Annotated in this window: 28 protein-coding genes and 1 other RNA gene; 17 read left to right on the top strand and 12 right to left on the bottom strand. The window is 64.2% G+C overall.

Going from position 1 to position 26,915, the window contains the following annotated elements; translation table 11 throughout:
• The first annotated feature begins 3 nt into the window (after positions 1-3).
• The 8 genes from KI609_RS14290 to KI609_RS14325 all read left to right on the top strand — a co-directional run bounded on the left by KI609_RS14290 (position 4) and on the right by KI609_RS14325 (position 7,797).
• A complete protein-coding gene (locus KI609_RS14290; RefSeq protein ID WP_226444227.1) occupies positions 4-411 on the top strand; it encodes a DUF1924 domain-containing protein in 408 nt (135 codons plus the stop codon).
• A 12-nt stretch (positions 412-423) separates the two neighbouring features.
• Positions 424-948: a diheme cytochrome c gene (locus KI609_RS14295; protein ID WP_226444229.1), complete on the top strand. Its 525-nt coding sequence runs from the start codon at positions 424-426 to the stop codon at positions 946-948.
• 16 nt (positions 949-964) lie between these two features.
• A complete protein-coding gene (locus KI609_RS14300; RefSeq protein WP_226444231.1) occupies positions 965-1,723 on the top strand; it encodes a cytochrome b/b6 domain-containing protein in 759 nt (252 codons plus the stop codon).
• Positions 1,724-1,755: 32 nt separating this feature from the next.
• Positions 1,756-1,920, top strand: coding sequence for a rubredoxin (locus KI609_RS14305; RefSeq protein ID WP_226444233.1), 165 nt, complete (start codon positions 1,756-1,758; stop codon positions 1,918-1,920).
• 113 nt (positions 1,921-2,033) lie between these two features.
• Positions 2,034-4,583, top strand: coding sequence for a cation-translocating P-type ATPase (locus tag KI609_RS14310; RefSeq protein ID WP_226444235.1), 2,550 nt, complete (start codon positions 2,034-2,036; stop codon positions 4,581-4,583).
• Between the two features lie 249 nt (positions 4,584-4,832).
• Complete coding sequence (locus tag KI609_RS14315) at positions 4,833-6,266, top strand: aldehyde dehydrogenase family protein (protein ID WP_226444237.1); 1,434 nt, start codon at positions 4,833-4,835, stop codon at positions 6,264-6,266.
• Positions 6,267-6,374: 108 nt separating this feature from the next.
• The gene (locus KI609_RS14320; protein WP_226444239.1) at positions 6,375-6,965 is read left to right on the top strand and encodes a DUF2889 domain-containing protein; all 591 of its coding nucleotides are present in this window, start codon (positions 6,375-6,377) and stop codon (positions 6,963-6,965) included.
• Between the two features lie 70 nt (positions 6,966-7,035).
• On the top strand, positions 7,036-7,797 hold the full coding sequence (locus KI609_RS14325) for an SDR family oxidoreductase (protein WP_226444241.1): 762 nt from the start codon (positions 7,036-7,038) through the stop codon (positions 7,795-7,797).
• A gap of 255 nt (positions 7,798-8,052) precedes the next feature.
• On the opposite strand, the gene KI609_RS14330 is transcribed toward KI609_RS14325, so the two are convergent.
• The 4 genes from KI609_RS14330 to KI609_RS14345 all read right to left on the bottom strand — a co-directional run bounded on the left by KI609_RS14330 (position 8,053) and on the right by KI609_RS14345 (position 11,353).
• Complete coding sequence (locus tag KI609_RS14330) at positions 8,053-8,298, bottom strand: thioredoxin family protein (RefSeq protein ID WP_226444243.1); 246 nt, start codon at positions 8,296-8,298, stop codon at positions 8,053-8,055.
• A gap of 50 nt (positions 8,299-8,348) precedes the next feature.
• Positions 8,349-9,395 carry a permease gene (locus tag KI609_RS14335; protein ID WP_226444245.1) on the bottom strand — a complete coding sequence of 349 codons (1,047 nt, stop codon included), beginning with the start codon at positions 9,393-9,395 and terminating at the stop codon, positions 8,349-8,351.
• Between the two features lie 48 nt (positions 9,396-9,443).
• Positions 9,444-9,977: a sigma-70 family RNA polymerase sigma factor gene (locus KI609_RS14340; protein ID WP_226444247.1), complete on the bottom strand. Its 534-nt coding sequence runs from the start codon at positions 9,975-9,977 to the stop codon at positions 9,444-9,446.
• A gap of 533 nt (positions 9,978-10,510) precedes the next feature.
• Positions 10,511-11,353, bottom strand: coding sequence for a type IV pili methyl-accepting chemotaxis transducer N-terminal domain-containing protein (locus tag KI609_RS14345; RefSeq protein ID WP_226444249.1), 843 nt, complete (start codon positions 11,351-11,353; stop codon positions 10,511-10,513).
• Between the two features lie 189 nt (positions 11,354-11,542).
• Here KI609_RS14345 and moaA point away from each other — a divergent pair, with 189 nt between their 5' ends.
• The 5 genes from moaA to KI609_RS14370 all read left to right on the top strand — a co-directional run bounded on the left by moaA (position 11,543) and on the right by KI609_RS14370 (position 15,922).
• Positions 11,543-12,679: a GTP 3',8-cyclase MoaA gene (gene moaA / locus KI609_RS14350; RefSeq protein ID WP_226444251.1), complete on the top strand. Its 1,137-nt coding sequence runs from the start codon at positions 11,543-11,545 to the stop codon at positions 12,677-12,679.
• Positions 12,680-12,847: 168 nt separating this feature from the next.
• Positions 12,848-13,486, top strand: a complete 639-nt coding sequence (gene mobA, locus KI609_RS14355) for a molybdenum cofactor guanylyltransferase MobA (RefSeq protein ID WP_226444253.1) — start codon at positions 12,848-12,850, stop codon at positions 13,484-13,486.
• Positions 13,487-13,502: 16 nt separating this feature from the next.
• Positions 13,503-14,048, top strand: a complete 546-nt coding sequence (locus KI609_RS14360; RefSeq protein ID WP_226444255.1) for a GNAT family N-acetyltransferase — start codon at positions 13,503-13,505, stop codon at positions 14,046-14,048.
• A 19-nt stretch (positions 14,049-14,067) separates the two neighbouring features.
• Positions 14,068-15,423 (top strand): gephyrin-like molybdotransferase Glp, encoded by a 1,356-nt coding sequence (gene glp, locus KI609_RS14365; RefSeq protein ID WP_226444257.1) that lies wholly within the window; start codon positions 14,068-14,070, stop codon positions 15,421-15,423.
• A 163-nt stretch (positions 15,424-15,586) separates the two neighbouring features.
• A complete protein-coding gene (locus KI609_RS14370; protein ID WP_226444259.1) occupies positions 15,587-15,922 on the top strand; it encodes a thioredoxin family protein in 336 nt (111 codons plus the stop codon).
• 169 nt (positions 15,923-16,091) lie between these two features.
• On the opposite strand, the gene rnhA is transcribed toward KI609_RS14370, so the two are convergent.
• Positions 16,092-16,541, bottom strand: a complete 450-nt coding sequence (rnhA, locus tag KI609_RS14375) for a ribonuclease HI (protein ID WP_226444261.1) — start codon at positions 16,539-16,541, stop codon at positions 16,092-16,094.
• 78 nt (positions 16,542-16,619) lie between these two features.
• On the bottom strand, positions 16,620-17,516 hold the full coding sequence (locus KI609_RS14380) for a class I SAM-dependent methyltransferase (protein ID WP_226444264.1): 897 nt from the start codon (positions 17,514-17,516) through the stop codon (positions 16,620-16,622).
• Between KI609_RS14380 and gloB the strand changes: the two genes are divergently transcribed.
• The gene (gloB, locus tag KI609_RS14385) at positions 17,515-18,291 is read left to right on the top strand and encodes a hydroxyacylglutathione hydrolase (RefSeq protein WP_226444267.1); all 777 of its coding nucleotides are present in this window, start codon (positions 17,515-17,517) and stop codon (positions 18,289-18,291) included. The genes KI609_RS14380 and gloB overlap by 2 nt on opposite strands.
• The gene (locus KI609_RS14390) at positions 18,288-19,787 is read left to right on the top strand and encodes a transglycosylase SLT domain-containing protein (protein ID WP_226444269.1); all 1,500 of its coding nucleotides are present in this window, start codon (positions 18,288-18,290) and stop codon (positions 19,785-19,787) included. Before gloB ends, KI609_RS14390 begins: the two co-directional genes overlap by 4 nt.
• A 227-nt stretch (positions 19,788-20,014) precedes the next feature.
• Here KI609_RS14390 and KI609_RS14395 read toward each other — a convergent pair whose 3' ends face one another.
• The 6 genes from KI609_RS14395 to dnaX all read right to left on the bottom strand — a co-directional run bounded on the left by KI609_RS14395 (position 20,015) and on the right by dnaX (position 25,521).
• Positions 20,015-20,167, bottom strand: coding sequence for a DUF3096 domain-containing protein (locus KI609_RS14395; protein WP_226450424.1), 153 nt, complete (start codon positions 20,165-20,167; stop codon positions 20,015-20,017).
• 262 nt (positions 20,168-20,429) lie between these two features.
• Complete coding sequence (locus KI609_RS14400) at positions 20,430-21,485, bottom strand: ABC transporter substrate-binding protein (RefSeq protein WP_226444271.1); 1,056 nt, start codon at positions 21,483-21,485, stop codon at positions 20,430-20,432.
• A 233-nt stretch (positions 21,486-21,718) separates the two neighbouring features.
• On the bottom strand, positions 21,719-22,144 hold the full coding sequence (locus KI609_RS14405; protein WP_226444274.1) for an MAPEG family protein: 426 nt from the start codon (positions 22,142-22,144) through the stop codon (positions 21,719-21,721).
• Between the two features lie 104 nt (positions 22,145-22,248).
• Positions 22,249-22,839: a recombination mediator RecR gene (gene recR, locus KI609_RS14410; protein ID WP_226444276.1), complete on the bottom strand. Its 591-nt coding sequence runs from the start codon at positions 22,837-22,839 to the stop codon at positions 22,249-22,251.
• Between the two features lie 240 nt (positions 22,840-23,079).
• Complete coding sequence (locus KI609_RS14415) at positions 23,080-23,412, bottom strand: YbaB/EbfC family nucleoid-associated protein (protein ID WP_226444278.1); 333 nt, start codon at positions 23,410-23,412, stop codon at positions 23,080-23,082.
• 45 nt (positions 23,413-23,457) lie between these two features.
• Positions 23,458-25,521: a DNA polymerase III subunit gamma/tau gene (dnaX, locus tag KI609_RS14420; protein WP_226444280.1), complete on the bottom strand. Its 2,064-nt coding sequence runs from the start codon at positions 25,519-25,521 to the stop codon at positions 23,458-23,460.
• A gap of 121 nt (positions 25,522-25,642) precedes the next feature.
• Here dnaX and KI609_RS14425 point away from each other — a divergent pair, with 121 nt between their 5' ends.
• Both KI609_RS14425 and ffs read left to right on the top strand, forming a co-directional pair.
• On the top strand, positions 25,643-26,191 hold the full coding sequence (locus tag KI609_RS14425) for a cytochrome b (RefSeq protein ID WP_226444282.1): 549 nt from the start codon (positions 25,643-25,645) through the stop codon (positions 26,189-26,191).
• Positions 26,192-26,229: 38 nt separating this feature from the next.
• Positions 26,230-26,326: signal recognition particle sRNA small type (gene ffs / locus KI609_RS14430), an RNA gene on the top strand.
• Positions 26,327-26,915: the final 589 nt, after the last annotated feature.

A 26,915-nucleotide genomic window follows, 5' to 3' on the forward strand; every position in this document is an offset into this window, starting at 1 on the left:
ACGATGACCAGAACTCGTCCCTTGGCCCTCGCTGCACTGTGCGCCTGGGCATCCGCCAGTACCTACAGCCAGGCGGCGGACACGACTGCCGCCCAGCAGCTCGCGCACTGGAGCGCGCAGGCGGGCAGCCCGGGCAATGTCGACAAAGGCAAGCTGCTTTTCACTACCCGCCATGGCAGCGAATGGTCGTGTGCCTCATGCCACGGCACGCCCCCCACCGGCCAAGGCAAACACGCCAGCACCGGCAAATTGATAGCCCCCTTGGCCCCCGCCTTCAACCCCAAGGCCTTCACCGACACCGCCAAGGTCGACAAATGGTTTCGTCGCAACTGCAACGACGTGCTGAGCCGTGAATGCACAGCGATCGAAAAGGCCGATGTGCTGGCCTACCTGAACGCCCTCAAGCCTTGAACCGCCATGCGTATGAAAAAACCTGCCCCTATTCGCCCCGCCGCCATGGCCGCGGCCCTGTGCATATTGGCCCTGCAGATGCTCCCCAGCGCCCATGCAGACAGCGGGCGCGCCATGCCCCGCAACGTGCCCAGCGCCTATACGCAAGAGTGTGCCGCCTGCCATACCGCCTACCCACCCGGTCTGCTGCCCGCAGCGTCGTGGAACCGCGTCATGGCGGGTCTCGACAAGCACTACGGTACCGACGCATCGCTGGACGCCACCACCGTGCGCCAGCTCAACCAATGGCTGCAAGCTCACGCGGGCACCTACAAGCGGGTGAACGAGGAGCCGCCCGAGGACCGCATCACCCACTCGGCCTGGTTTGAGCACAAGCACCGAAAGATCGAACCCGCCACCTGGAAGCTCGCCAGCGTGAAAAGCGCCGCCAACTGCGCGGCCTGCCACACAGGCGCAGACCGGGGGGAGTTTGACGAACACGACCTGCGCATGCCTGCGGGGCTGAATGCCCGCTCGCGCCGCGCGTGGAACGACTGAAGCCCAGGAGAGTGCAATGCCTACCAACACCCCTTCTATCCACCCCGCCAACGCCACCGCACAGCCAGCCCCCGCCAAAACACATACCCGCCGGGTCACGGATGCGCCCACGCGCATGTTCCACTGGCTGTTTGCGCTGAGCTTCGCGGGCGCCTATGCCACGGCCGATGGCGAACACTGGCGGCTGCTGCACGTCACGCTGGGCTACACCATGGCGGGCCTGCTCGCGTTTCGCGCGCTGTACGGCCTCTTTGGTCCGCGCACATCGCGCCTCGGCCTGCTGTGGCGCAAGCTGGCGGGGGCACCCGCCTGGCTGCGCACCCTGCCCCAGGCGCGCTCGCTGCAGCAAGTGAACTGGCGGCAGAGCCAGAACCTGCTGATGACACTGGCGGTGCTGTTGCTGCTGGCCCTGGTGGTGCCTATCACCCTCAGCGGCTATGCCACATACAACGACTGGGGCGATGCGCTCGGTGGCGACTGGATTGAAGACGTGCATGAGTTCTTTGGTGAAGCCATGCTGTTTGTCGTGCTGGCCCACCTCGCACTGATTGCCGGACTTAGCGTGCTGCGGCGCAAAAACCAGGCACTGCCCATGCTGACGGGCCGGATCGACGGCACCGGACCTGACTTGGTCCCCAAGAACCGCACCTGGCTGGCCGCCCTGCTGCTGATCGCTGTGCTGGCCTTTGGCGCCTGGGAGTGGCAACAGTCGCCCAATGGTCTGTTAGCCAGCGGCCTCTCCAGCGAGCGCAACCGACACCATGATGACGACTGAGCCGCAGCAGACACAACGTCCGGGGTGGGCCCATGAAAATCTATATGTGTGTGGTTTGCGGCTGGATCTATGACGAAGCGGCTGGCTTGCCCGATGACGGCATCGCGCCGGGCACCCCGTGGGTGGATGTGCCCGACAGCTGGCGGTGCCCCGAGTGCAATGTGGGCAAAGCGGACTTTGTGATGTGCGAGGTGTGATGGATGGAAACCGGGTGTGGCGCACTGCTCTGCGTCAGGGATGCAGACACCAGCGCGCTGGTATAACCATTGCACCGTTGCGTCCGTCCGTGCAACGCAGCCCCACGCTCCACATGCCAACTACCGACTCCCCCACCGGCCTCGACCCGGCCCTGGCCGCCCAACGCCTGCGTGAAGAAGGCCCCAACGAGCTGGGTATCAGCCAGCGCCGCACGCTGCGCGACATGGCCTGGGACGTGGTCACCGAGCCCATGTTCCTGCTCCTGCTGGGTGCAGGTGCCATTTACCTCGCCATGGGCGACGCGCACGAGGCAATGATCCTGCTGGGCTTCGTGGTCATCATCATGGCGATCACGGTGCTGCAGGAGCGCCGCACCGACAACGCGCTGAACGCCTTGCGCGACCTCTCCAGCCCCCGTGCGCTGGCACTGCGGGGCGGCACCATGGTGCGCATTGCGGGCCGCGATGTGGTCCGCGAAGACCTGCTGATGATTGCCGAGGGCGACCGCATACCGGCCGACGGCACGCTGCTGCAGGCGCACGAACTGGCCACCAACGAGTCGATGCTGACGGGTGAATCCGAACCCGTGGCCAAGCAGATGACCGACAAGGTGTTCGCCGGTACGCTGGTGGTCAGCGGCCAGGGCCAGTTGCTGGTGGCGGCCGTGGGGCGCCACACCGAGCTGGGGCGCATCGGCCAATCGCTGGACACCATCGCGCTCCAGGCATCGCCGCTGCGTGAAGAAATGGCGCGGCTCACCCACCGGCTGGTGCTCATCGGCCTGTCGCTGTGCGCGCTGCTGGTGGCCTTGTTATGGGCCCTGCGCGGCGACGGGTTGCAGGCCGTGCTGGCGGGCATCACGCTGGCCATGGGGGTTCTGCCCCAAGAGCTGCCGGTGATCATGATCGTCTTTCTGGCCCTGGCCGCGCGGCGCCTGGCAGCGCAGCAGGTGCTAACCCGGCGGCTCAACGCCATCGAGACGCTGGGTCAGACCACCGTGCTGTGCGTGGACAAGACGGGCACCTTGACGCAAAACCGCATGGCGGTGGCGGCACTGTGCATCGCTGGCGAGGAACTGGACGTGCGGGACCTGCCCGCAAAAGTAGCCAAAACAGGCGGCACGGCGCTGCCAGAGTCCTTCCACGAGCTACTCGAATACGCCGTGCTGGCCAGCGAGATCGAACCACACGACCCCATGGAGCAGGCCTTTCACCGCATGGCGGCGGACCACCTGGTGGGCACCGACCACCTGCACCCCGCATGGTCGCTGGCGCGCGAATACGAGCTGTCTCCCCAGCTGCTGGCCATGAGCCACCTGTGGCGCGACGGCACCTCTGCGCACGACACCGTGGCCACCAAAGGCGCGCCCGAAGCCGTGGCTGACCTGTGTCACCTGCCCGAGGCCGAACGCGCCGCCGTGAGTGCCCAGGCGGCCCGCCTCGCCGACCGGGGTCTGCGCGTGCTCGGGGTGGCAAAGGCCCGGCACCGCGCACAAGACACCTGGCCTGACATCCAGCACGACTTTGAACTTGAATGGCTGGGCCTGGTAGCCCTGGCCGACCCGCTGCGCCCTGAGGTGCCCCAGGCCATTGCGCAATGCCGCCAGGCGGGCATCCGCGTGGTGATGATCACCGGCGACCACCCGCGCACCGCCCGCGCCATTGCGGCCCAGGCCGGCATCGCGCACGACAGCGTGGTCACTGGCGATGAATTGGCGGGTCTGCCCCCCGAGGTGCTGGCCGACAAGGTCCGGCAGGTCAGCGTATTTGCCCGTATCAAGCCGCACCAGAAACTGGCGCTGGTCGAGGCCCTCAAGGCCCAGGGCGAGGTGGTGGCCATGACGGGCGACGGCGTGAACGACGCCCCCGCCCTCAAGGCCGCCCACATCGGCATCGCCATGGGGCAGCGCGGCACCGACGTGGCCCGCGAAGCGGCGGCGCTGGTATTGCTGCACGACGATTTTGCGGCCATCGTGCAGGCCATCCACCGGGGGCGGCAGACCTTTGCCAACCTGCGCCAGGCCATGGTCTACACGCTGGCTGTGCACATCCCCATCGTGGGCCTGGCGGTGATGCCAGTGCTGTTCGGGCTGCCACTCGTACTGGCGCCCTTGCACATCGCGTTTCTGGAGCTGGTCATCGACCCGGCCTGCTCCATCGTCTTCGAGGCAGAGGAAGGCGCCCGCAACCTCATGGACCAGCCTCCACGCAAGATGGATGAGCCACTGCTCTCGCGCCGCCACATCCTCCTGAGCCTGGTGCAGGGCAGCGCGGTCACCATCGCCGTTGTAGGCCTGTATGCCTGGCTGTTGGGCAACGCCGCGCACGCGGGTGTTGCCAGCACTGCAGCCTTTGTGGTGCTGGTGACTGCCAACGCAGCACTCATACTGCCCAGCCGCAGCAACCAAACGCGCTGGCGCAGCCTGGGGACGGGCCTCACTCCCGTCAGCCTGTGGGTGCTGGGCGGAACGCTAGCCGCGTTGACAGCCATCACCACCGTACCGTGGCTGGCAGAACCGTTCAAATTTTCGCCCCTGTCACCCATGCAATGGCTTGCGGCGTCGGCCGCCGGGCTGGCCCTGATGGTGGTATTTATGGCAAACCAGCGGTGGTTCGTGACACTGCAGCGCCAGCGCAAACATATTGATATGGCACGCCATTGAGGCACCAGCTGGCTGATGCTGGCGATCTCGCACCAGACCGCCGAACATATCCTCAAGGACCTGGAATCGCTCCACCTGGTGCGCATGCAGCACCGCTGAGATGGGGACTCTGCACCAGGCCGCCCTGCGCGCCAATCGTTATTGGTTCACTATCAAATATGTAGCTATTAGCGCTCTATCTACGAGCGCCATAGGCATTTTTAATTCAAATACTAAGCACACATTCCATTTCCGGGCAAAATGACGGCCATGCAACTGAACTTCATCGCCAACGCCTCGGTTCCGTCCGCCTCGGGCCGCACGATCGCCATGATCGACCCGTCCGACGGCCAGCCCTTCGACGAGATCCAGCGCAGCAACGCCGACGACATCGACGCGGCGGTGCATGCAGCACGCCAGTGCTACAACGCGGTGTGGCAAAAGCTGGCCCCGGTGGAGCGCGGCCGGCTGCTGCAAAAGCTCTCCGCCAAGATCCTGGAGCATGCCGACGAGCTGACGGCGCTGGAGCAGCGCGACTGTGGCAAGCCCACCAAGCAGGCGCGCGCTGATGCGATGGCGCTGGCGCGCTATTTCGAGTTCTACGCCGGTGCGTGCGACAAGTTCCACGGCGAGACCATCCCCTACCCCGACGGCTACAGCGTGCTGACCTGGCGCGAGCCCCATGGCGTCACGGGCCACGTCATCCCCTGGAACTACCCCATGCAGATCTTTGGCCGCAGCGTGGGCGGCGCGCTGGCGGCGGGCAATGTGTGCGTGGTCAAGCCTGCCGAAGACGCCTGCCTCTCACTGATCCGCGTGGCGCAGCTGGCGGCCGAGGTGGGCTTTCCGGCAGGTGCGCTCAACATCGTCACCGGCTACGGCCATGAAGTGGGCGACGCGCTGGCGCGCCACCCCGGCATCGACCACATCAGCTTCACCGGCAGCCCCAAGATCGGCACGCTGATCCAGCAGGTAGCTGCCGAGCGCCACTGCCCCGTGACGCTGGAGTTGGGCGGCAAAAGCCCGCAAATCATCTTTGCGGACGCCGACCTGGATGCCGCCATCCCCGTGGTCATCAACGCCATCGTGCAGAACGCCGGGCAGACCTGCTCGGCCGGCTCGCGCGTGCTGATCGACTCGCTGATTTATGAACCGCTGCTGGAGCGCCTGGGCAAAGCGTTTGAAAAGCTGCGCGTGGGCCCCGCTGCCATGGACCTGGATGTGGGCCCGCTGATCCGCCAGACGCAGCAGCAGCGCGTGTGGGACTTTTTGTCGGACGCGCAGGTCGCAGGCATCCCCATGGTAGCCCAAGGCGTGGTGGTGGACGAAGCCCCCGAAGGCGGCTACTACCAGGCCCCCACCTTGCTGCGCGACGTGCCGGTGAACCACCGCCTGGCTCAGGAAGAAGTGTTTGGGCCCGTGCTTAGCGCCATGGCCTTTCAGGACGAGGACCACGCGGTGGAGCTGGCCAACGCCACGCAATTCGGCCTGGTGGCCGGCATCTGGACGCGCGATGGCGCCCGCCAGTTCCGCATGGCCAAACGCGTGCACAGCGGGCAGGTGTTCATCAACAACTACGGCGCGGCGGGTGGTGTGGAACTGCCGTTTGGCGGCGTCAAGTCCAGCGGCTACGGGCGCGAGAAGGGCTTTGAGGCGCTGTACGGCTTCACGACCCTGAAGACGGTCGCCATCAAATACGGTTGATGGCGCAGCAGCCGCGCCTGTCACATGCCACCTGTCACGCCCGTGCGCGACAGCGCGGTGGTGCACCGCTAATCTTTGCTCCTTCTGTACGACGATTTTGATTTCTCCATGCCCCTGAGCCCCCCCGCACCCCGCACCCTCAAGCACGTCCGCCGGGTGAACTACCAGGGCTTTGAACGCGACGATGGCCTGTGGGACATCGAAGGCGAGCTGCACGACAGCAAGGCCTACGACGCGCCCTCGCACCGCGACACGGCCCGCACGCGCCGGGCGGGCGAGCCCATCCACCACATGTGGCTGCGCGTCACGGTCAACCGCCAACTGGTGGTACAGGCCATTGACGTGGCCATGGATTCTCATCCGCTCAAGGGCTGCACCGAGGCCCAGGCCGCACTGCAGCTGATGGTGGGCTGCAGCATGGCGCGCGGCTGGCGCCAGGCCATCCAGAAGCATCTGGGCGGCGTGGCCAGCTGCACCCACCTGCGCGAGCTGCTGTTCAACCTGGCCACAGCGGCTTTCCAGTCAGTCCCTGCGGTGTTTTCGTCCGCAAACCCGGATGAGCCGCCGCGCCATCTGGGTCAGTGCACGGGGTGGGACTTCAACGGCCAAGGCGTGAAAGAGTTTTTCCCCCAGTTCTACGGCCGTGCGCCACAAGCCGCCAAGGTTGCGGAGCAAGCCGCAGCCACAAAAATTGAGTGAAATATGCCGCTAGCGCTTTATTCATAAGCACTAGCAGCTATCAAATTTGAATCAATCACCGGAGACATTCATGCGTGCACAGAACAAATCCATCATCGTCACTGGCGCTGGCAACGGCATTGGCGAAGGCATTGCCAAACGCCTGGCCGCTGAGGGCGGCAAGGTCATCGTCAACGACATCAACGAGGCCGGTGGCCAGCGTGTGGTGGCCGAGATCACGGCAGCCGGCGGCACAGCCGCCTTCTTCAAGGCCGACGTGACGAAGTCCGCCGAGGTCAAGGCCCTGGTCGATGAAGCCGTGCGCCTGTACGGCCAGCTCGACGTGGTGGTGAACAACGCGGGCTGGACACACCGCAACCGCCCGATGCTGGAAGTGAGCGAGGACGAATTCGACAAGGTCTATGCCATCAACATGAAGAGCATCTACCTGTCGGCCATCCACGCCGTGCCCGCGCTGCGCAAGGCGGGTGGCGGCAGCATCATCAACATCGCGTCCACCGCCGGGCTGCGTCCCCGCCCGGGGCTGACCTGGTACAACGGCTCCAAGGGCGCCGTCATCATCACCAGCAAGTCCATGGCCGCCGAACTGGGCCCCGAAAATATCCGCGTGAACTGCATCAACCCCGTGTTCAACCCCGACACGGGCCTGGCCGCCGAGTTTGCGGGTGGCCCGGTGGATGAAACGCGCCGCGCCAAGTTCCTGGCCACCATCCCGCTGGGCCGCTTCTCCACGGCACTCGACGTGGCCAACGCGGCGCTGTACCTCGCCAGCGACGAAGCTTCATTCATCAACGGCGTGTGCATTGAAGTGGACGGCGGCCGCTGCGTGTAACCAGCCTCTACGATTCGCGAAAGCACGGATACCGTCACACGCGGCTGCACGGGTTAGTGAAGGGCACCCTCCCCGCTTGTGAGGTGACATGGTCGATATCGCAGCCATCGTGCGATGGCTGTGTGGCGTGTTGAAGAAGTCGATCCGCGTCCATCCTGGTCACCAATACAGTGCGCCAGCCGGCACAACGCCCAGCGACACCAAGGCGTCTGCAGCCAAGGTCAGCACAGCCGCATGCCGCAGCGTGCCTTCAGATCAAGCAGCACCGGCAGCAACAAACCATTGCTCCACCGTGTCACGGCTGGGCACGCCGCCAGCATGCACCACCTTGCCATCAATGACCACCCCTGGCGTGCTCATGATTCCGTAGCCCATGATGTCGCGCAGGTCTTCGACCTTTTGCAGCGTGATACTGACACCATGGCTTTTGGAAACCTGGTCGATCAGCGCTATCGTGTTCTTGCAATTGGCACAACCAGTGCCCAGTACCTTGATGTCCATGGTGTCTTCACTCCTCAGAAATATGAATCGATTCAGCGGCGCGGCGTGCGTCACAACACCGTGTTAAACACATATCCCACCAGCAAAATTCCGCTGGCCACCACCGCTACAAAGGTCGCGATCAAACGCACTTTCAGCACCTTGCGCAGGATGATCATCTCGGGCAACGACAAGGCAATCACGCTCATCATGAAAGCCAGCACCGTGCCCAATGCAGCGCCCTTGGCCAGCAGCGCCTGAACGATAGGAATCACTCCCGCAGCATTGGTGTACATCGGCACGCCCATCACCACCGCCAGCGGTACCGACCACCAGGCATCCTTGCCCATGAAGCTGGCCATGAAGTCCTCTGGTACATAACCATGGATGAGTGCGCCCAGCGCAATGCCCGCAAGGATGTACGGCCAGACCTTGCCCACAATGTCGCGCACGGCGTTGAAGCCACCCTGAACGCGGTCAGCCAGCGCCATGCCAGACGCTTCGAAGGCAGCCGATGTGCGGGGCATGTCGCGCACCCAGTCCTCCAGGTAGGCTTCCATCTTCAGGCGGCCTATGACCCAACCGGCAACAATGGCCACGCACAACCCCAGCCCCAGGTACAGCAAAGCCACCTTCCAGCCAAACAGGCCAAAAAGCAAGGTGAGCGCGACCTCGTTCACCATGGGCGCCGAGATCAGGAACGAGAACGTCACTCCCAGCGGCACCCCTGCCTGCACGAATCCAATAAAGAGCGGAACCGCAGAGCAGGAACAAAACGGCGTGACCACCCCCAGGCTGGCGGCCATGACGTTGGCCACGCCCTCGGTACGGCCTGCCAGCAATGCGCGCGTGCGCTCCGGGGTGAAGTAGCTGTTGATCATCCCCATGACGAACACCACACCCGTCAGCAACATCAACACCTTGGGGGTGTCGTAGAAGAAAAACTGCAATGCGCCGCCCAGGTGGCTGGCGCGATCCACCGGCAAAGAGGCCACCAACACTTCAGATGCCGGGATCAGCAACTGGTAGAGCGCGAGCCACGCCACCGCAGCCAGGGCCAAAAAGGCGCTCGGGCGGCGCAGTGGCCAAGGCTTAATGGGTGTAGACAGCTTGTTCATACCAGTGAAGACGGAACACGCGCCGAAAAGACGCACAAACTATCACCACTATTTGGCGGGATTCCTGGGTACGAAATCTTCGACATGCCCGCGCGCATCGAGGGTCACCTGGCAGGCCTGGGTCATCCGCGCCTTCAGGCGCTGCCGCGCACGCTGCACCCTGGACTTGGCGGCGCTCAGCCCCAACCCGGCCTTTTCCGCAAAGTCCGCCTGGCTCATTCCCTGCAAATCGCAGAGGACGATGGCTTCGCGGTCTTCGGGCTGGAGTTCGGAAAGCACACGTGGAAGGCACGCGGTGAGGCTGTCCACGCTGTCGAATTCCTCGTCGAAAGCCACCAGATCGTCGGGGAGCTCCACCATGGTGCGCGCAACCCGCAGACGATCGGCCAGCATGTTGCGCGCCACCTCAAACAGCCAGGCACGCGCGTTGTGCACCGAGCAAAACCGCTCGCCCTGGCGCAATGCCCGCAGAAACAGATCCTGCATCAGATCATCGACTTCGGCGGAGTCACTCATCCGGTGGCGCGCCCAATGGCGCAGTTCGGGCCCATGTGCGGCCCACGCCCTGTTGATGCAGTTCATACGAATCCCCTCCTGACGCCGCGAGTTGTCCTGCACCCGCTACACCGCTGCACTTGCCGCCACAGCCTCCATGCAGGACTGGTGTGTGCCCGCAGCCTTCCAGCCCAGGCCCTGAACAGGTGCTGAGCCTCGTATCTTATGGCTGTGAAAGGGCCTCGCGCCCGCTCAATCCCAAAGATGGGTCTACAGCACCGCCATCCGAAACACGGGCCAGCCCCCGGCGAATGCGCCAAACGGCCGCTGCTAAGAACGTGTTCTTAAATATTCCAGCCCCAGGATTTCGAACCGTTCAGCCGGAGCACCTTGATGCTGTGCCGCTTTTTGACGAGGTGCAGCGAAACAGCTGCAGAACATACGCAGGCAGGAGTAAGAAAACACGGCACCACGGCACATGCGCGCTTGCACACCCCCACCCCGCGAACGGATTTCCCCCATGCCAGACCGGGTGATCCCGCTGGTCCATGAGTGCCTGGCCTTGCAGGCAGCCCCGTACCCTTTTTTTGGCGCTCCCAGCCTCTCCGTTTCTCAACTTCTCAGCCCAACACCTCGCGCAGGGCCGCGTCATACAAGCCCGTGAGCTTGTCCATCACATCCAGCAGGCGTTCGCTGGTGGTCGCCACCGCGCCCAGGCCTGCGGCATCGGCCGGGCGGCGCAACGCGGCGTCAAAAAACAGCCATTGCGAGTCGGCCAGTTCGAGTTCGTTGCGAATGGCGGGGGTAGAGACCGGGGCAGCTTTCAGTGTGAGCAGCGCCTGGCGAAAATCTGCGGCGTCAGAAGCGAGCTGCGCCTGCACCAGCTTGGACTCCACCTTGGCCGCGCTCAGAAAGTAGTTTTTGGCCAACCGCTGCGAGAGCATGCGCTGGCGGCCCGCCAGGCCCACCAGGCGTGCGCTGGGTACCTGTGCCATCTTCTCGATGTTGTCGGTCACGGCCTGGGCGATGAGCAGCGTACGGTCCGCCTGATCGGACGCGGCCACCACCATCGCCGTGCGCGTGGCCGGGGCCGTCGTGAGCTGGTTAATCAGCGCAAACTGCTTTTGCACCTCGTCCAGCTGGCGCCCCACCTCGGCGGGCCACTGGCCCGACTGCAGTCCCTTGGCCAGCTCCGCCGAGCCCGACAAGGCCCGCTTGCGGGCCTGGCCCATCACATCCACGGCGGCCGCAGGCAACACCTGCAGGTATTGCTGACAATAGGCTTTTGCCATGCGCTGCGACAAGGCACGAAACCAGCCGGCATAGTTGATGGCCCCGGACAGGCTGATCTGTGCCTGCGCAGCCCCGGACCAGGTGGGCAACAGAACGCCCGCCGCCATCCACTGCACCACCACCCGGCGTTGGCATGGCATGACAGCGGCTGAAAATTCACGAACAGACATGGGAAACCTTCTGAAATCGGATGGTGCATTGTTGCGACGCAGCATTTCGCCGTCTTGCTCCACGTCAAAGGGTTGCTACGGGGTGGCGCTCCGTGCTTCAAACCATCGCCTTGATGCAAATTGACTGCGATCAACTTTCCACACAGGGTCTTGTCCCTAAGCCATGGGCCCATGCGGCAAAATCGCACCATGGCTGAACGTGTGATTCCTCTGGTGGACGAACGCATCGCCGCTTTGGCGGCGCGAGTCCCCACGCATATGCTGGCGCCATCGGGCCAGTTGATCGACACGTTGGGGCGTCCCTTGCGCGACCTGCGCATCAGCGTGACGGACCGCTGCAACTTCCGCTGCAACTACTGCATGCCCAAGGAAGTGTTCGACAAGGACTACCCCTACCTGCCGCATGGCGCCCTGCTGAGCTTTGAAGAGATTACGCGGCTGGCGCGGCTGTTTCTGGCGCACGGCGTGCGCAAGATCCGCCTGACCGGTGGCGAGCCCCTGCTGCGCAAGAACCTCGAAGACCTGGTGGCGCAACTGGCTCAATTGCGCACGGTGGACGGCGTGGCACCCGACCTCACGCTCACCACCAACGGATCCTTGCTCGCGCGCAAGGCCAAGGCCTTGAAGGACGCAGGCCTGAACCGCGTGACCGTGAGCCTGGACGGCCTGGACGATGCAGTCTTTCGCCGCATGAACGATGTGGACTTTCCGGTGGCCGACGTGCTGGCGGGCATCGAGGCCGCTCATGCGGCAGGCCTGTCGCACATCAAGGTCAACATGGTGGTCAAGCGCGGCACCAACGACCACGAAATTTTGCCCATGGCGCGGCACTTTCGCGGCACGGGCACCACGCTGCGCTTCATCGAATACATGGACGTGGGCGCCACCAACGGCTGGCGCATGGACGAAGTGCTGCCCTCGGCCGAACTGATTGAACGCCTGCGCGCCGAGCTGCCGCTGGTGCAGCTCAGCCCGAGCAGCCCCGGCGAAACCGCCGAGCGCTGGGGCTACGCCAACGCCCAGGGTCAACACGACCCCGCGCTGGGCGAGGTGGGCGTGATCAGCAGCGTGACCCAGGCCTTCTGCCACGACTGCAACCGCGCGCGCCTGTCCACCGAAGGCAAGCTCTACCTGTGCCTGTTTGCCAGCCAGGGCTACGACCTGCGCAGCCTGCTGCGCGGTGGCGCCAACGATGCAGAGATTGCCTCGGCCATCGCCCCCATCTGGCAGCAGCGCAACGACCGGTATTCGGAGCTGCGCAGCAGCCTGCCGGCGGATACCGGGCAAGGCGCACGCCGCGTCGAGATGAGCTACATCGGCGGATGAGGTGAAGCTCCCCCTGAGTCGCCTTCGGCGCCTTCCCCCTCTCTCGCTGCGCGGGAGGGGGACGCACCCAGTGGCCTGGCAAAGCCAGTTCCACGGGCGCACTGGCCTGGGCCGCGTCGGTTCCAAGGCCACAGAAAGCGCAAGTCGAAGTTCCTTTGAAGATCACGAATGATTGAATCCAACGACATCACCGGCCTGGTCCTCGCCGGTGGCCGCGGCTCCCGCATGGGCGGGGTGGACAAAGGCCTGCAGAACTTTCGCGGCCTGCCGCTGGCGTTGCACACGCTGATGCGGCTGCAGATGCAGACCGGCGCCACCATGCTCAATGCCAACCGCAATCTGGCGGCCTACGAGGCCTTTGGCACGCCGGTGTGGCCGGACGTGTTGAGTGACTACGCCGGGCCCCTGGCGGGCTTTCTGACCGGGCTGGAGCGCTGCGAGACCCCCTGGCTGCTGACGGTGCCCTGCGACACCCCGCTGTTTCCGCTGGACCTGGCCCAGCGCCTGGCCGCAGCCGCAGACGCCGAGGGCGCCGACATTGCCATGGCCGCAGCCCCCGAAGACGATGGCAAGGGCCAGGTCACCGTGCGCCCGCAGCCCGTGTTCTGCCTGCTGCGCGTGGACCTGCTCGAAAGCCTGGTCGCCTTCACCCAGGCCGGTGGCCGCAAGATCGACGCTTGGACGGGCCAGCACCGCTGCGCCATCGTTCCGTTTGACCAGCCGGGCGACGACCCCCAGGCCTTCTTCAACGCCAACACGCTGGCCGAGCTGCACGCGCTGGAGAGCAGCAGTGCACCGCGGGCTTGACCTGCGCGCAAACCCCATGAGCAGTCGCACCCCGGTGGACGCTGGCGCGGTGCAGATCCGCCCCCTGGTCGCCGCAGACGCGGTGGCGTACAAGGCGCTGCGCGACGAGGCACTGCGCACGGCGCCGGATGCGTTCACCTCGGACTATGAATCCTCCGTGGGCCGCGATGCCAGCGAGTATGTGGCGCGTTTTGGCGCGCTGGAGTCCGGCCAGTTTTTCCTGGGCGCGTTCGACGCTACAGGCCAGCTGCTCGGCTGCCTGGGCTGCGAGCGCGAGCAACGCACCAAACAGCGCCACTGCGCGGTGGTAGTGGGCATGATGGTGTCGCCTGCTGCGCAGCGCCGGGGCGTTGGCCGGATGCTGGTGGATGCCTGCGTGCAGGCCGCCAGCCAGGTGCCGGGGCTGACCCAGCTGGTGCTCACCGTCACCGCCTCCAACCAGCACGTGGTGCGCCTGTACGAGCAGGCAGGGTTCCGCGCCTGGGGCCTGCTGCCCAACGCCATCGTGGTGGATGGCGTGGGCTACGACAAGCTGCACATGGTGCGGCTGCTCTCCCACTGACTTCAAGCAAACTCCACCCATGAAAACCATTGCCCAGATTGCCGCCGAGCTGCAAGGCTACGACCCGCAGGCCCTGAGCGCCGCCGATGTGAACCAGTTTCTGGACCGGCTGGTTGAGCCCGTCACCGCCACTGAGGCGCTACCCCTGTTCAGCGCGCTGGGCCGCGTGCTGGCGCAGGACGTGATCTCGCCCGTCAGCGTGCCGCCCCACGACAACTCGGCCATGGATGGCTATGCGTTGGCAGGCGCCCAGCTGGTGGCCGGGCAGCCGCTCACGCTGCGCGTGGTCGGCACGGCACTGGCGGGCAAAGCCTGGGCGGGCACGGTGGCAGCGGGCGAATGCGTGAAGATCATGACCGGCGCCATCATGCCCACCGGGCTCGACACCGTGGTGCCGCAAGAGTTCACCACCGCCACAGCTGACGGCCACATCACCATCGCAGCCGATGTGCTGCGCACCGGAGACAACCGCCGCTTCAAGGGCGAAGACATCATGGAAGGCCGCGTGGCCCTGGCCCGTGGCGAGCTGCTGACACCTGCCGCCCTGGGCCTGGTGGCCAGCCTGGGCCTACCCACCGTCACGGTGTACCGCCGCCTGCGCGTGGCGTATTTCTCCACCGGCGATGAGATCCTGAGCCTGGGCGAGGCCCCCCGCGAAGGCGCTGTGTACGACAGCAACCGCTACACCGTGTTCGGCCTGCTCACGCGGCTGGGGGTGGAGGTGATTGACCTGGGCGTGGTGCGCGACGAGCCCGCGCTGCTCGAAGCCGCCTTTCGCCAGGCGGCGCAGCAGGCCGACGCCATCATCACCAGCGGCGGCGTGAGTGTGGGCGAGGCCGACCACACCCGCACCATGATGAAAAAACTGGGCGACGTGGCCTTCTGGCGCATCGCCATGCGGCCTGGGCGCCCCATGGCGGTGGGGCGCATTGCCACCACAGAAAATCAAGCAAAATTGGCCTCTAGCGCTTATTCATCAAGCGCAAGCAGCTATCAAAATGATACTAACCGGGCCCACAGCGGCGCGGTGTTGTTCGGCTTGCCCGGCAACCCGGTGGCGGTGATGGTGACCTTTCTGGCCTTTGTGCGCCCCGCCCTGCTGCGCATGATGGGCAACACCCGCACGGCGCCCCCGCTGCTGCGTGCCATCAGCACCGAGCCCATGCGCAAAAAGCCCGGCCGCACCGAATACCAGCGAGGCCTGGTCACCACCGCTGCTGACGGCACACTGCAAGTGCGCACCACAGGCAACCAGGGCTCGGGTGTGCTCAGCTCCATGGTGCAGGCCAACGGGCTCATCGTGCTGCACCACGGCCAGGGGAATGTGGCGGTGGGCGATGCGGTGGATGTGATGGTGTTTGACGGGGTGATTTGAGCCCCCTGTGTCGCTGCGCGCCATCCCCCAGGGGGACGACGCCCTCGCTGCGGGGCGGCCCTTGCTCGGCGTCCCTGGCGGGGGACGCGCCAGTTGCATGCGCCGTAGGTGACGCGCAGCACAATCGATATCTCTTTGCATTCCTGCTGAAATCGTCGCACCTATGCCCTACGCCGCCCAACACCTCGCTCAGCCCCCGTCGCGCGACGACCTAGACCGCATGGCGGGCGCCACGGTGGTCGAGTTCGGCACCCCGTGGTGCGGCCACTGCCAGCGTGCCCAGCCACTGATCGAGCAGGCACTTCAGGGTCATGCCGACGTGGCCCACATCAAGGTGGAAGATGGCCCCGGCCAGCGCCTGGGTCGCAGCTTTGGCGTGAAGCTCTGGCCAACGCTGGTGTTCTTGCAGGACGGCAAGGAAGTGGCGCGCCTGGTGCGGCCGCAGACGCTACAAGCGCTGGTCGAGGCGATGCAAACCCTGCTGGCGCCGCCCCGCTGAAGGGGCCCGCAACAGCGGCGCCCGCCGTCACGCCCATGGCTCTTGTTGTCGCAACCCAAGGGGAAACATAGCCCATGAGCCGCTTGCCAGACGGCCTGCATCCAAGATGCCGCCAGGGTGCCGCTCGGCGCCGCTGGCCCCACGGGACCACGGTCACACAGTCATGCGGTCATGCGCGCCCGAGAGCCTTGTCCACACCCCGATTGGCCAGCCCGTCCGCACGCTCGTTGCCCGGGTCCCCTGAATGGCCCTTGACCCAGCGCCACTCGATGCGATGCCCCCCTGTGCTGACCAAGGCATCCAGGCGCTGCCACAGCTCAACGTTCTTGACAGGCTGCTTGGACGCTGTCCGCCAGCCCCGGGCCTTCCAGCCGTGGATCCACTCGGTGATGCCCTTGCGCACATATTCGCTGTCCAGAAACAGCGTCACGGCACACGGCCGCTTGAGCGCCGAGAGCGCCTCAATCACCGCCAAAAGCTCCATGCGGTTGTTGGTAGTGCCCAGCTCACCGCCGAAAAGCTCTTTTTCGGTCGCTCCCGAGCGCAATACCACGCCCCATCCACCCGGCCCCGGGTTGCCCTTGCAGGCGCCATCTGTGTATATCTCTACCTGGTTCAAACTGTGTTCCTGACGTTTTGATTCACGGCGCACGGGTTCGGGAAACGTGTCTCGACACGACCCGCCCCCATCCGCCAGCTATTCGCTGCTTTTTCTAACGTGGTGATTGCGCTCTATGACGGACCGGCCTGCTCCCGCCGAGCCGATCGCGCGGACGGACGGCACGTGGGATGCATGCGCCCGGTTGGCCACGGGCACTGTGGCCGCGGATCGCTGGCGATTGTTGCGCCAGGCGGGCTCCAGCAGACGCATTCCATGCACTCTTTTGACCGCCACCAGAAAATAGGCGGCTCCAAAAATAGGCCACCATTTGTCGCCCAGCCGGTCCATCCAGCCAAACCGCTCCAACCAATGGGCGCTGCGCACGGCAGGACGATAACAGCCAAAGTGGGCCGACTCGACCTCAAAGCTCAGAAGCTGCAACCAGTCACGCAGCCGCCGGTAGCCAATGAACTCCCCCACATCCGGCAAATACAGGCTGTTGCCTCCCAGACGCTGGTAAATACGCGCCCGCCGCTGGCGCAGCCCCCACAGGCTGGCGGGATTCAAGCCACTGATGACCACGCGCCCCTCGGGCACCAGCACACGCACTACCTCGCGCAACGCCGCATGCGGGTCAATGCTCAACTCCAGGGTATGGGGCAACACCACCAGATCAAGGCTCGCCTCTGCAAAGGGCAGCGCCACCGGATCGGCAAACAAGTCCACCACATGGCACCTCTGCCCACAGCCAGACATATCATGGCCCGCCACCGCAGAGCCGGGTGAACCCGCCTCGTCGGCGCCCAGGGCCAGCCATTGGTGAGGCATGCGGTTTGTTCGCAGGCCATCGAGCATCGGCAAACCAAGCTGCAGGCTGTGATAGCCAAAGATGTCAGCCACCGCCTCATCACACCGAGCCTGCTCCCACGCCAGCAGGTACTGGCCCGGGGCGGAGGCAAACCAGTGGTGCAAACCTATAATTTGATCGCTCATGAACTTGCTACCGCTGCCCGCCTTTACCGACAACTACATCTGGATGCTGCACGATGGCCACCAGGCCGTGGTCGTCGATCCGGGCGATGCCACGCCCGTCGTGCAGGCGCTGCAACACCTGGGGCTGCAGCTGCAGGCCATTCTAGTCACGCACCACCATGCAGATCATGTCGGCGGGGTCGATGCCTTGCGCAACGCAACCGGTGCGCGCGTATATGGCCCGGCGCGCGAACTTATTCCCCAGCCTGTGGTCGCGCTCGGCGCACACGACGTGGTGGAAACCCTGGGGCTGCGGTTCGAAGTTATCGACGTGCCCGGTCACACTGCCGACCATATTGCGTATTACTGCGCCGACATGGATGGCACGCCCCTCCTGTTTTGTGGCGATACGCTGTTTTCGGGCGGGTGCGGGCGGCTGTTTGAGGGCACGCCTGCCCAAATGCTCGACTCGCTGGATCAATTGGCCGCCCTGCCTGGCGACACGCGGGTGTGCTGTGCGCATGAATACACGCTGTCCAACCTGAAATTTGCGCGTACCGTGGAACCCGGCAACGCCACACTGCTCCACTACCACAGCGATTGCGAGACCCAGCGGTCCCAGAACCTGCCTACACTGCCATCGAACATGGCGCTGGAGCGGCAGATCAACCCCTTCCTGCGCGTGCGGCAAAACACGGTAGCCCAGGCTGCCCATACTTTTGACGCGCAGGTACATCAAGACGACGCGGTGGCGGTATTGGCCGCACTGCGTCAATGGAAAAACGAGTTTCGATGAAAATTTTGCACATTGCGTGCCTGGCCGGTGTTCTCTGGCTCACGGGCTGCGCCACGACGGGATCGTTGCAAGACCCAGCCGCCAATCCCGTCACCTCGGGCCAAGACACCCCCTCCTCCCACAAACCCATCATTCCCAATGGGCCGCTCAAGCCCATCATGGCGACACACGCGGGCGGCGGGGGCGTGGCCTCGTTATCGGCCCCGGCCGACCTGTGGGACCGTATCCGCAGGGGCTTTGCCATGCCAGATCTCCAGCACGAACTGGTGCAGGATCGCGAGCAGTGGTACGCCACCCGACCCGACTACATGCAGCGCATGACCGAGCGCTCCAGCAAATACCTGTTCCACATTGTTGAAGAGCTCGAGCGCCGTGGCATGCCCACCGAGCTGGCGCTGCTGCCCTATATCGAGAGCGCCTTCAACCCCCAGGCGATCTCCAGCGCCAAGGCGGCCGGGATGTGGCAGTTCATGCCCGCCACGGGCAACTACTTCGATCTGAAGCAAAACGCTTTCCGCGATGATCGCCGTGACGTGCTGGCATCCACCCGCGCCGCGCTGGACTACCTGCAAAAGCTCTACGGCATGTTTGGCGACTGGCACCTGGCCCTGGCCGCCTACAACTGGGGCGAAGGCAGCGTGAGCCGGGCCATTGCGCGCAACCAGAAGCTGGGCCTGGGCACGAGCTACGCAGAACTCAACATGCCGGCCGAAACCCGCATGTATGTCCCCAAGCTGCAAGCGGTCAAGAACATCGTGGCCAACCCCGACGCCTTCAACACCGAGCTGCCGCTGATAGAAAACCACCCGTACTTCCAGACGGTCGACATCACACATGACATCGACGTGGCACTGGTGGCATCACTGGCAGGCATCCGGGAGGACGATTTCCGCGCACTCAACCCGTCGTTCAAGCGACCGGTGATCCTGGCCGCAGGCACCCCGCAGGTTCTGCTGCCCTGGGACAACGCCAAGGTGTTCCAGCGCAACCTGGAGGCCCGCCGCGAAGGCCAGTACGCCAGCTGGACGGTCTGGTCGGTGCCGTCCACCATGACGGTGGCTGACGCCGCCCAGCGGGTGGGCATGAGTGAAACCGATCTGCGCACCCTGAACAACATCCCGCCGCGCATGCTGATCAAGGCCGGCTCGGCGCTCATGATTCCACGCAACGCCACCACGCGCCAGGATGTTTCGTCACATCTGGCAGACAACGGCCAGGTGGCCTTCACCCCTGAAGTCGTTACCCGCCGCACGACGGTGCGCGCAGGCAAAGGCGAAACGGTGGCCAGCATAGCGCGGCGCTACAAACTGGCGACTGCCAGCGTGGCCGACTGGAACGACGTGCGCCCGAATGCAGCCTTCAAGCTGGGGCAGCATGTGGTGGTGTATTTGCCGGTGCGGCCTGCGCAAGCCCACGCATCCAATGCAGGCAAACGCCGTGCAGCACCAGCATCGCCCGTGCGCCGCGGTGGCACACCTGCCAAAAAACGCCGCTAAAGCCTAGGAGCCTGTCGGACTTGGAAATCGTCGGCTGCAAATGGACCGCGGCGGTCCATTTTTCACCATCTTCTTGCCCCATAGCCGGGCTATGAGGCTGCGAATCCGGTAAAAACTGTCCTCGCCGGGGTCCATTTTCGCGTTTGACGCTCCAAGTGCGACAAGCTCCTAGCGGGGGCCTCCATTCGGCAGGGCCCCCGCACTTCACAAAATGGCGGTTGTGGGGGTCAGAACCGCAGAGCGTGCAGTCCCAGCAAGCCAATGACGCCCATGATGATCAGGTACACCGCCACGATGGTGCTCAGCAGGCGAGGCATGACGAGGATAAGAATGCCTGCAATCAGGGAAACAAGCGGGCCGATGCTAAGGTTCAGCGTCATGAAAAAATCCTTGAAAAAGTGAAAATCAATGAAAACCGGTGAAAGCCGTGGCACTTTGTTCTGCACAAAAATGCCGTCAGCACCCAATGTATTACAGACAATGCGTGCCATGGCGTAGGTCCGTTTCGCCTACCCCCTCGTGGGCCCAAGCCGCCGCTGCGTGCACGGCCCCCCGCTGGAGCACGGGTTTCAGCAAAAGCACAAAAACACAAAACCGCCATGATCGGCCAAAGGGCCCCGTGGCCCTGCTCCCCAAGCCCTATCAGACGTTGTACTTCTGCCGCGCCTTGCGCACAAAGTCGTTGGTATAGGTGCGCGCAAGGTCAAGCTTGGTGTCGGCAAAGCCGGGCAAGACGCGCGACAACACCCGGTGCGCGGTGGCCGGGCCATCGTCCGGCATCTGTCCGTTGGCGGAGTAGGTTTCGCGCACGCGACTGAAGGCGGCCAGATAAGCGCTGCGATCTCCGATCAAATATGCTGAAGGCACCGTCTTCACAAGGTCTGCAAGGGCCGCTGTCTGCAGCCACTTGAGTGCGTGGACAATGCCGTCCACAAGCGCCTGGGCCTGCGCCGGCTGTTTTTGCACAAAGGCTTGAGGCGCACACAAACTGCTACCGGGCATGGCGCCGCCGAAAACCTCCTGCGCTGCCTTGAGTGAGCGCAAGTCGCCCACGATACGCATGTCTGCGGTTTGCTCAAGCCGCGTCATGACTGGATCGGCATGGCACAGCGCATGCACCTGCCCTGAGCGGAACGCGTTCATGGCATTGCCCGCAGATCCCACGCCGACAAAAGTTACGTCCGGCGACGCGAGCCCCGCCCGAAGCAGCATCAGGCTGGCGGCCAGGTGGGTGGAAGAGCCGATGGATGACACCCCGATGCGACGCCCAGCCAGGTCGCCAAAATCCTTGCCCCCTGGCGACACCCGCGTTGACACCCCCAGCGCCAATTGTGGAGCCCGCCCCATAAGCACCAGCGAACGCAGGGGTAGCGCCCTCGCTTGGGCACGGAGCGTGTGCTCAAAAGCACCCGAAAAAACATCCGCCGCACCATCGTGCACCGCCTGAAGCGCCCGCGCCCCTGCCGGGAAATCGCGTGTCACCACCTCCAGCCCCTGTGCGCGAAAAAACCCCAGAGAGTCCGCCAGGGCCAAGGGTAAGTAGTACAGCAACCCCTGCCCTCCCACGGCAACCGTGACGCGCCCCAACGCGGGAATGCTCTCACCTTGCGAACGAACGATGGCAGGCGCGAACACCGCCGCCGCCGACAAGGCGGAAACGGCGCCAAAAGCGCGTCGATTCAGTACGGAGGAGGTCATGGAATCAGGAGAACACACAATGCTGCACCGCAACAATTGTGCCGCCGTGCTGAACAAATCGAATCAGGGTGATTCCCTGCGGAGAACTACGTATACCGAGGGTAAAGAACACGAAGCGACACACAAAGCGCCCCATCGTGGAGCGCGTGCCGCATATCGCGTGTTGCGCGGGCACCTTGGACGCGCCGCCGCGCAGAAACAAACGCCAAGGGCGCCTGCGGCCCCAGAGAGGCTCAGCGATACCCGATAAAGAGGATCGCGATGTTGACGAAAAAACCCGCAGCCCACACCGCGCTGCGCGCCGTGGGCATGTCAGAGACATACGTCATCACGTAGAAGATGCGCAGCATGATGTAGAAAAACGCCAGGATGTCGAGCAGCGTCTGCCCCGCACCCAGCGTGTGCGCAATGATCACCGCGCCGATAAAAAACGGCAGTGACTCAAAGCTGTTGGCCTGCGCGGCATTCGCGCGGGCCCGCCAGTCTTTTTGCTGGGCCATCCAGGCGCGGGGGTCGTGGTTGTCATAACCGCCGTCCTTGCGCGGCTTGCCCAGGTTGCCACTCTTGGCAAGCCATGCGCACCCCAGCGGCAGCAAGGCCGCAATCAGCACGCACCAATAGGCAACCGTGAAGCGCGCAACATGCATGGTGGTATTCATTTTTTAAGCTATTTTGGGCTCTAGCGCTTTATTCATAGGCGCAAGCAGCTATTAATTTGTGAGTATTCTAGCGAGGTTCCACTGGTACTAATCGCTGCCCGATCTCAACGTCGATCGACCAGTGCATGGGCGATCGTGCCCAGATCGACGTATTCGAGCTCACTGCCCACCGGCACTCCCCGCGCAAGGCGCGTCACATGCAGCCCCCGGCTTTTGAGCGCCTCGCTGATCACATGGGCCGTCGCTTCGCCCTCGGCATTGAAATTGGTGGCCAAGATCACTTCCTGCACCTCACCGTTGGTGGCGCGGTCCATGAGTTTTTGCAAGCCAATTTCTTTCGGGCCAATGCCATCGAGCGGGCTGAGCCGCCCCATCAGCACAAAATACAGCCCCTTGAACGCACCCGTGCGCTCCAGCGCCGACTGGTCGGCCGGGGTCTCGACCACACACAGCCGTGAGGCATCGCGCTCCGGGTCCAGGCAGGTGCTGCAGATGTCGTCTTCCGTGAACGTGTGGCAACGCGCACAGTGGTGCACGTTCTGCGCCGCATCATGCAAGGCCGCAGACAAGACCTCGGCCCCCGCACGGTCATGCTGCATCAAATGAAACGCCATGCGCTGCGCAGACTTGACCCCCACCCCCGGCAAACGGCGCAGCGCCTGAATCAAGACATCAAGGGCGTTGGTGGAGGACATGGGTGGGCAATCAGGGGACGGGGCAAAAATATGGGCAAGGCGGGCACAGGCTTCGACAAGCTCAGCCCGAACGGTTGTCAAGGAGCGGACTTCTACCCTGCCTTCACCCCCCGCCCTCAAGGGCGTAGCGAGCGGGATGAGCTGCTAGGCGGCCGGAGCGCAGGAACCGGAACGTACTTCCTGTACGTGAGGATTCCGAGCACCGCCCAACGACGCAGATCGCCCGCTCGGTAGCCAGCCTCAGAAAGGGAATTTCATGCCGCCGGGAAGGCCTGGCATGCCTGCTGTGAGCTTGCCCATCTTCTCCTGGGAAGTCTCCTCGGCCTTGCGCACCGCCGCATTGAATGCAGCAGCCACCAGATCTTCCAGCATGTCCTTGTCTTCGGCCAGCAGGCTCGGGTCGATGGTGATGCGTTTGACGTCGTGCTTGCAGGTCATCAGCACCTTCACCAGGCCGGCGCCCGATTCGCCTTCCACCTCGACGAAGGCCAGTTCGTCCTGTGCCTTCTTGAGGTTGTCCTGCATGGCCTGGGCCTGCTTCATGAGGCCGGCGAGTTGTCCCTTGTTGAACATGGTGTGGTTTCCTTTTCAGTTTCTGTGGAATGTGGAGAGGGTCGGTCATGCAGGCTTGATGCTGCCCGGCACGATTCTCGCGCCGTAGTCACGCATCAACGACTGCACAAAGGGGTCGTTGTTGACAATTTCTTCCGCGCGGCGCTGGCGCTCCGCAGCCGCAGCTGCATTGCGGCGAGCGGGGCTGTCGATGACGACGCCCACCTCGACGCTGATCTGGGTAGCGTGGCCCGCGGCTTCCAGCGCCGCGCGCAGGCGCTCCCGCGCGGTGGGCTGGTTCAGCGACTCGCGCTCCACACGCAGCAGCCAATGCCCACCATCGCGCGCCACCAGTTGAGACTGCAGCGCCAACTCGCGCACCAGCGCGGTAATAGCCTCGGCAACCACCATCTGCTGCACTGTGGCGTGCCATATATCGCCCTCAGGGGTGGGCGTGTAGCGGGCCGATGCAGGCACCGGCACCGAATGGGGCGTGGGTTGCAGGCGGGCACCGGGTTCAGGCACTTCACGCACGGGAATTGCTACAAATTCAGGAGCTGCCTGCGCTTTGCCTGTTTGCGCCAGAGGCTGATTTTGTTCAAAACGCTCTGATGGGCGCACAGGCAGCGCCATGGCGACAGGCGGAGCCCCAAGTGCGTGGTCTGATTCCTCAGAGCCCGGCCACGGAGGCGGTTCTGACGACGCATCTTGCGCAGCGGCCTCTGGGTGTTCGACTGCGGGGGTCACAACGGCCGGAGCAACGGTGGGCGGCTGCACAGCAGCCGTCAAAACCACTGGCGGCAGGGCTGGCGCAATAGCCGGCGCAACTCCAGCCGGAGCAGCCCCAGCCGGCGCAGCTCCAGCGGCAGAAGACACAAATTCGGCCGGCGCCGCCAAAGGCGAAGGGGCCGCCGCAGAGGAGCCCTCAGATGCCAACGCAGCCGCCTCGCCCGCAGCCAAAGCCCCCCCTGTCACCGCCCTTTCAGGCAGCGTCAGAGTTTTTTTTTCAGCCGATCCGCCGTGGGGTTTGAAGGCCAGGAGGCGCAGCAGCACCATGGTCAGTGCGGAATACTCATCCGGCGCCAGGCCCAGCTCACCGCGCCCATGCAGGCACAGGCTGTAAAGCAGCTGGGTTTCATCCGCAGGCATCAGGACGGCAAGGCGGGCAGTTTCGGCCGCTTCAGGGTCGTCCGCATCCAGCGCACCGGACATTATTTGGGGCACAGCCTGGAACACGGCCATGCGCTGCAGCACGGCGCTCATTTCTTCCAGGGTGGATGCCGCCGACAAGCCATTCAACCGCAGGGTGTCCGACGTCTCCACCACGGTTTTGCCGTCGCCCTGCGCCAGGGCTTCAATCAGGCGAAACACATAAGAGCGGTCCACCGCACCCAGCATCTGGCGTACGGCGGCTTCGTGCAGTTGGCCGCTGCCAAACGCGATGGCCTGGTCCGCCAGCGAGAGTGCGTCGCGCATGGACCCACGTGCCGCGCGCGACAGCAGGCGCAGCGCCTGGGGTTCTGCGCCCACGTTTTCGGCGGCCAGCACCTGCGTGAGGTGCGATAGCACGGTTTCGGGGGCCATGGGCCGCAGGTTGAATTGCAGGCAGCGCGAGAGAACGGTGACCGGCACCTTCTGCGGGTCCGTCGTGGCGAGCACAAACTTAAGGTATTCGGGCGGCTCTTCCAGCGTCTTGAGCATGGCGTTGAACGCCGTGTTCGTGAGCATGTGCACTTCGTCGATCATGAAGACCTTGAAGCGGCCCTGCACCGGCTTGTACACCGCCTGTTCCAGCAGGCTCTGTACCTCGTCCACGCCCCGGTTGGATGCCGCGTCGAGCTCGGTGTAATCCACAAAACGGCCGCTGTCGATGTCGCGGCAAGCCTGGCACACTCCACACGGCGTGGCCGTGATACCACCCTGCCCGTCGGGGCCCTGGCAATTGAGCGACTTGGCAAGGATGCGCGACACCGTCGTTTTGCCCACACCCCGCGTGCCCGTGAAAAGGTAGGCGTGGTGCAAACGCTGCTGGGTCAGCGCATTGGTCAGAGCCTGCACCACATGCTCCTGCCCCACCATTTCGGTGAAATTGCGGGGGCGGTACTTGCGGGCGAGCACGAGGTAAGACATGGGCGTGATTCTATGTGCCCGGCATACCCGGCCACGGCGCGAAACAATTGCACTGGCGTTTTCAGCGTATCTTCAGATTCAGCGGCCATCATCAGCCTCCTTGAAGGAGTCACAAACAGCCATGCAACACGACAAACAGCACTACACCAACGCCTCGATCGCACTTCACTGGTTGATGGCCGCTCTGCTGGTAGCCACCGCCGCCACCATGGAATTAAAGGGTATCTACCCGAAAGGCAGTGCAGCACGGGACACGCTCAAGGCCGTGCACTACATGCTCGGTGCGAGCATTTTTATCCTGGTGTGGCTGCGCCTGCTGGCACGCTCGGTAGGTTCCACACCGCCCATCCAACCCGCGTTGCCCGCCTGGCAAGCGCGTTTCGGCGTGTTTGTGCATATTGCGCTGTATGTACTGATGATCGGTCTGCCCGTGCTGGGCCTGCTCACCCTGAGCGCCGATGGCAAGCCTGTCGCCTTGTTGTGGGGCTGGCAACTGCCCCTGCTGCCACTGGAGGCGAGCCGCGACAACGCATACTGGTTGAAAGAACTGCACGAAACCGGGGCTACGGTGGGCTACGTGTTGGTCGGCCTGCACGCCGCTGCCGCGCTGTTTCACCATTACTTTCAGCGCGACAACACCTTGCTGCGCATGCTGCCGGGCAGGCGCTGAGCTGATAACGCCCCGCGCCATGGCGTACAATAGCGCTTGACGGGCCTCCCCGCATGGTGAAGCGGCCAACCGGGTCAGGTGGGGAACCAAGCAGCCCTAACTGTGGAGCCAGTGCCGGGGGTAAGGCTCGTCAACTTCTCTTTTTTCGCCGGGCATTCGTCCGGCGTTTTTGCCAAAGCCCGTGATCTGCGGCTATTGCGCATTCCAGAATCTCCTACACAGCGGCCATGGGCTCCATGGGGAGTGCGCCATTTCTTGCAGCGGTCCAGCAGCTCCTTCGCGTGGTTGCCGCCATGCACAATCTCGCCACGCCGCCGCCTTGACCCATTCATATCGCATCGGTTTGCGCTGTAGAGCCCGCTGACCGTCTTGCATATGGGCTGCCGCGTGTGCTGCATCTCGGTTTACAAGAAGGTGCCATTTCAGCATATCGGGCGGTACGCACTACACCGCCGCAGGCTCTGCCGCCCGGCGCGATGGGGCTCAACATGTCTTGAGAGACGCATCCCTGCGCAGCCAACCTGCACCATCGTTGGTGGAGGCACCATGGCTTGGTGACTCCCACCAAACCAAGGGAAAAGGTAAGCGTTTGCAGAACACCGCAAGGTAGCCTTCATTCAGAATTTTCCGTTGAAAGACCAAACCCAGGCTGCTCCACCACGCCGCCTGGGTTCAGTTGTCTTGGGCGTCAACATGACTCACGGCATCGCCGCCCACCCACGCG

It is taken from the genome of Acidovorax radicis (assembly GCF_020510705.1).
GTDB lineage: Bacteria > Pseudomonadota > Gammaproteobacteria > Burkholderiales > Burkholderiaceae_C > Acidovorax > Acidovorax radicis_A.

Coding starts and splice junctions, on each gene's coding strand:
- KI609_RS14290 (WP_226444227.1), top strand. CDS start 4: ATGACCAGAACTCGTCCCTTGGCCCTCGCTGCACTGTGCGCCTGGGCA.
- KI609_RS14295 (WP_226444229.1), top strand. CDS start 424: ATGAAAAAACCTGCCCCTATTCGCCCCGCCGCCATGGCCGCGGCCCTG.
- KI609_RS14300 (WP_226444231.1), top strand. CDS start 965: ATGCCTACCAACACCCCTTCTATCCACCCCGCCAACGCCACCGCACAG.
- KI609_RS14305 (WP_226444233.1), top strand. CDS start 1,756: ATGAAAATCTATATGTGTGTGGTTTGCGGCTGGATCTATGACGAAGCG.
- KI609_RS14310 (WP_226444235.1), top strand. CDS start 2,034: ATGCCAACTACCGACTCCCCCACCGGCCTCGACCCGGCCCTGGCCGCC.
- KI609_RS14315 (WP_226444237.1), top strand. CDS start 4,833: ATGCAACTGAACTTCATCGCCAACGCCTCGGTTCCGTCCGCCTCGGGC.
- KI609_RS14320 (WP_226444239.1), top strand. CDS start 6,375: ATGCCCCTGAGCCCCCCCGCACCCCGCACCCTCAAGCACGTCCGCCGG.
- KI609_RS14325 (WP_226444241.1), top strand. CDS start 7,036: ATGCGTGCACAGAACAAATCCATCATCGTCACTGGCGCTGGCAACGGC.
- KI609_RS14330 (WP_226444243.1), bottom strand. CDS start 8,298: ATGGACATCAAGGTACTGGGCACTGGTTGTGCCAATTGCAAGAACACG.
- KI609_RS14335 (WP_226444245.1), bottom strand. CDS start 9,395: ATGAACAAGCTGTCTACACCCATTAAGCCTTGGCCACTGCGCCGCCCG.
- KI609_RS14340 (WP_226444247.1), bottom strand. CDS start 9,977: ATGAACTGCATCAACAGGGCGTGGGCCGCACATGGGCCCGAACTGCGC.
- KI609_RS14345 (WP_226444249.1), bottom strand. CDS start 11,353: ATGTCTGTTCGTGAATTTTCAGCCGCTGTCATGCCATGCCAACGCCGG.
- moaA (WP_226444251.1), top strand. CDS start 11,543: ATGGCTGAACGTGTGATTCCTCTGGTGGACGAACGCATCGCCGCTTTG.
- mobA (WP_226444253.1), top strand. CDS start 12,848: ATGATTGAATCCAACGACATCACCGGCCTGGTCCTCGCCGGTGGCCGC.
- KI609_RS14360 (WP_226444255.1), top strand. CDS start 13,503: ATGAGCAGTCGCACCCCGGTGGACGCTGGCGCGGTGCAGATCCGCCCC.
- glp (WP_226444257.1), top strand. CDS start 14,068: ATGAAAACCATTGCCCAGATTGCCGCCGAGCTGCAAGGCTACGACCCG.
- KI609_RS14370 (WP_226444259.1), top strand. CDS start 15,587: ATGCCCTACGCCGCCCAACACCTCGCTCAGCCCCCGTCGCGCGACGAC.
- gloB (WP_226444267.1), top strand. CDS start 17,515: ATGAACTTGCTACCGCTGCCCGCCTTTACCGACAACTACATCTGGATG.
- KI609_RS14380 (WP_226444264.1), bottom strand. CDS start 17,516: ATGAGCGATCAAATTATAGGTTTGCACCACTGGTTTGCCTCCGCCCCG.
- KI609_RS14390 (WP_226444269.1), top strand. CDS start 18,288: ATGAAAATTTTGCACATTGCGTGCCTGGCCGGTGTTCTCTGGCTCACG.
- KI609_RS14395 (WP_226450424.1), bottom strand. CDS start 20,167: ATGACGCTGAACCTTAGCATCGGCCCGCTTGTTTCCCTGATTGCAGGC.
- KI609_RS14400 (WP_226444271.1), bottom strand. CDS start 21,485: ATGACCTCCTCCGTACTGAATCGACGCGCTTTTGGCGCCGTTTCCGCC.
- KI609_RS14405 (WP_226444274.1), bottom strand. CDS start 22,144: ATGAATACCACCATGCATGTTGCGCGCTTCACGGTTGCCTATTGGTGC.
- recR (WP_226444276.1), bottom strand. CDS start 22,839: ATGTCCTCCACCAACGCCCTTGATGTCTTGATTCAGGCGCTGCGCCGT.
- KI609_RS14415 (WP_226444278.1), bottom strand. CDS start 23,412: ATGTTCAACAAGGGACAACTCGCCGGCCTCATGAAGCAGGCCCAGGCC.
- dnaX (WP_226444280.1), bottom strand. CDS start 25,521: ATGTCTTACCTCGTGCTCGCCCGCAAGTACCGCCCCCGCAATTTCACC.
- KI609_RS14425 (WP_226444282.1), top strand. CDS start 25,643: ATGCAACACGACAAACAGCACTACACCAACGCCTCGATCGCACTTCAC.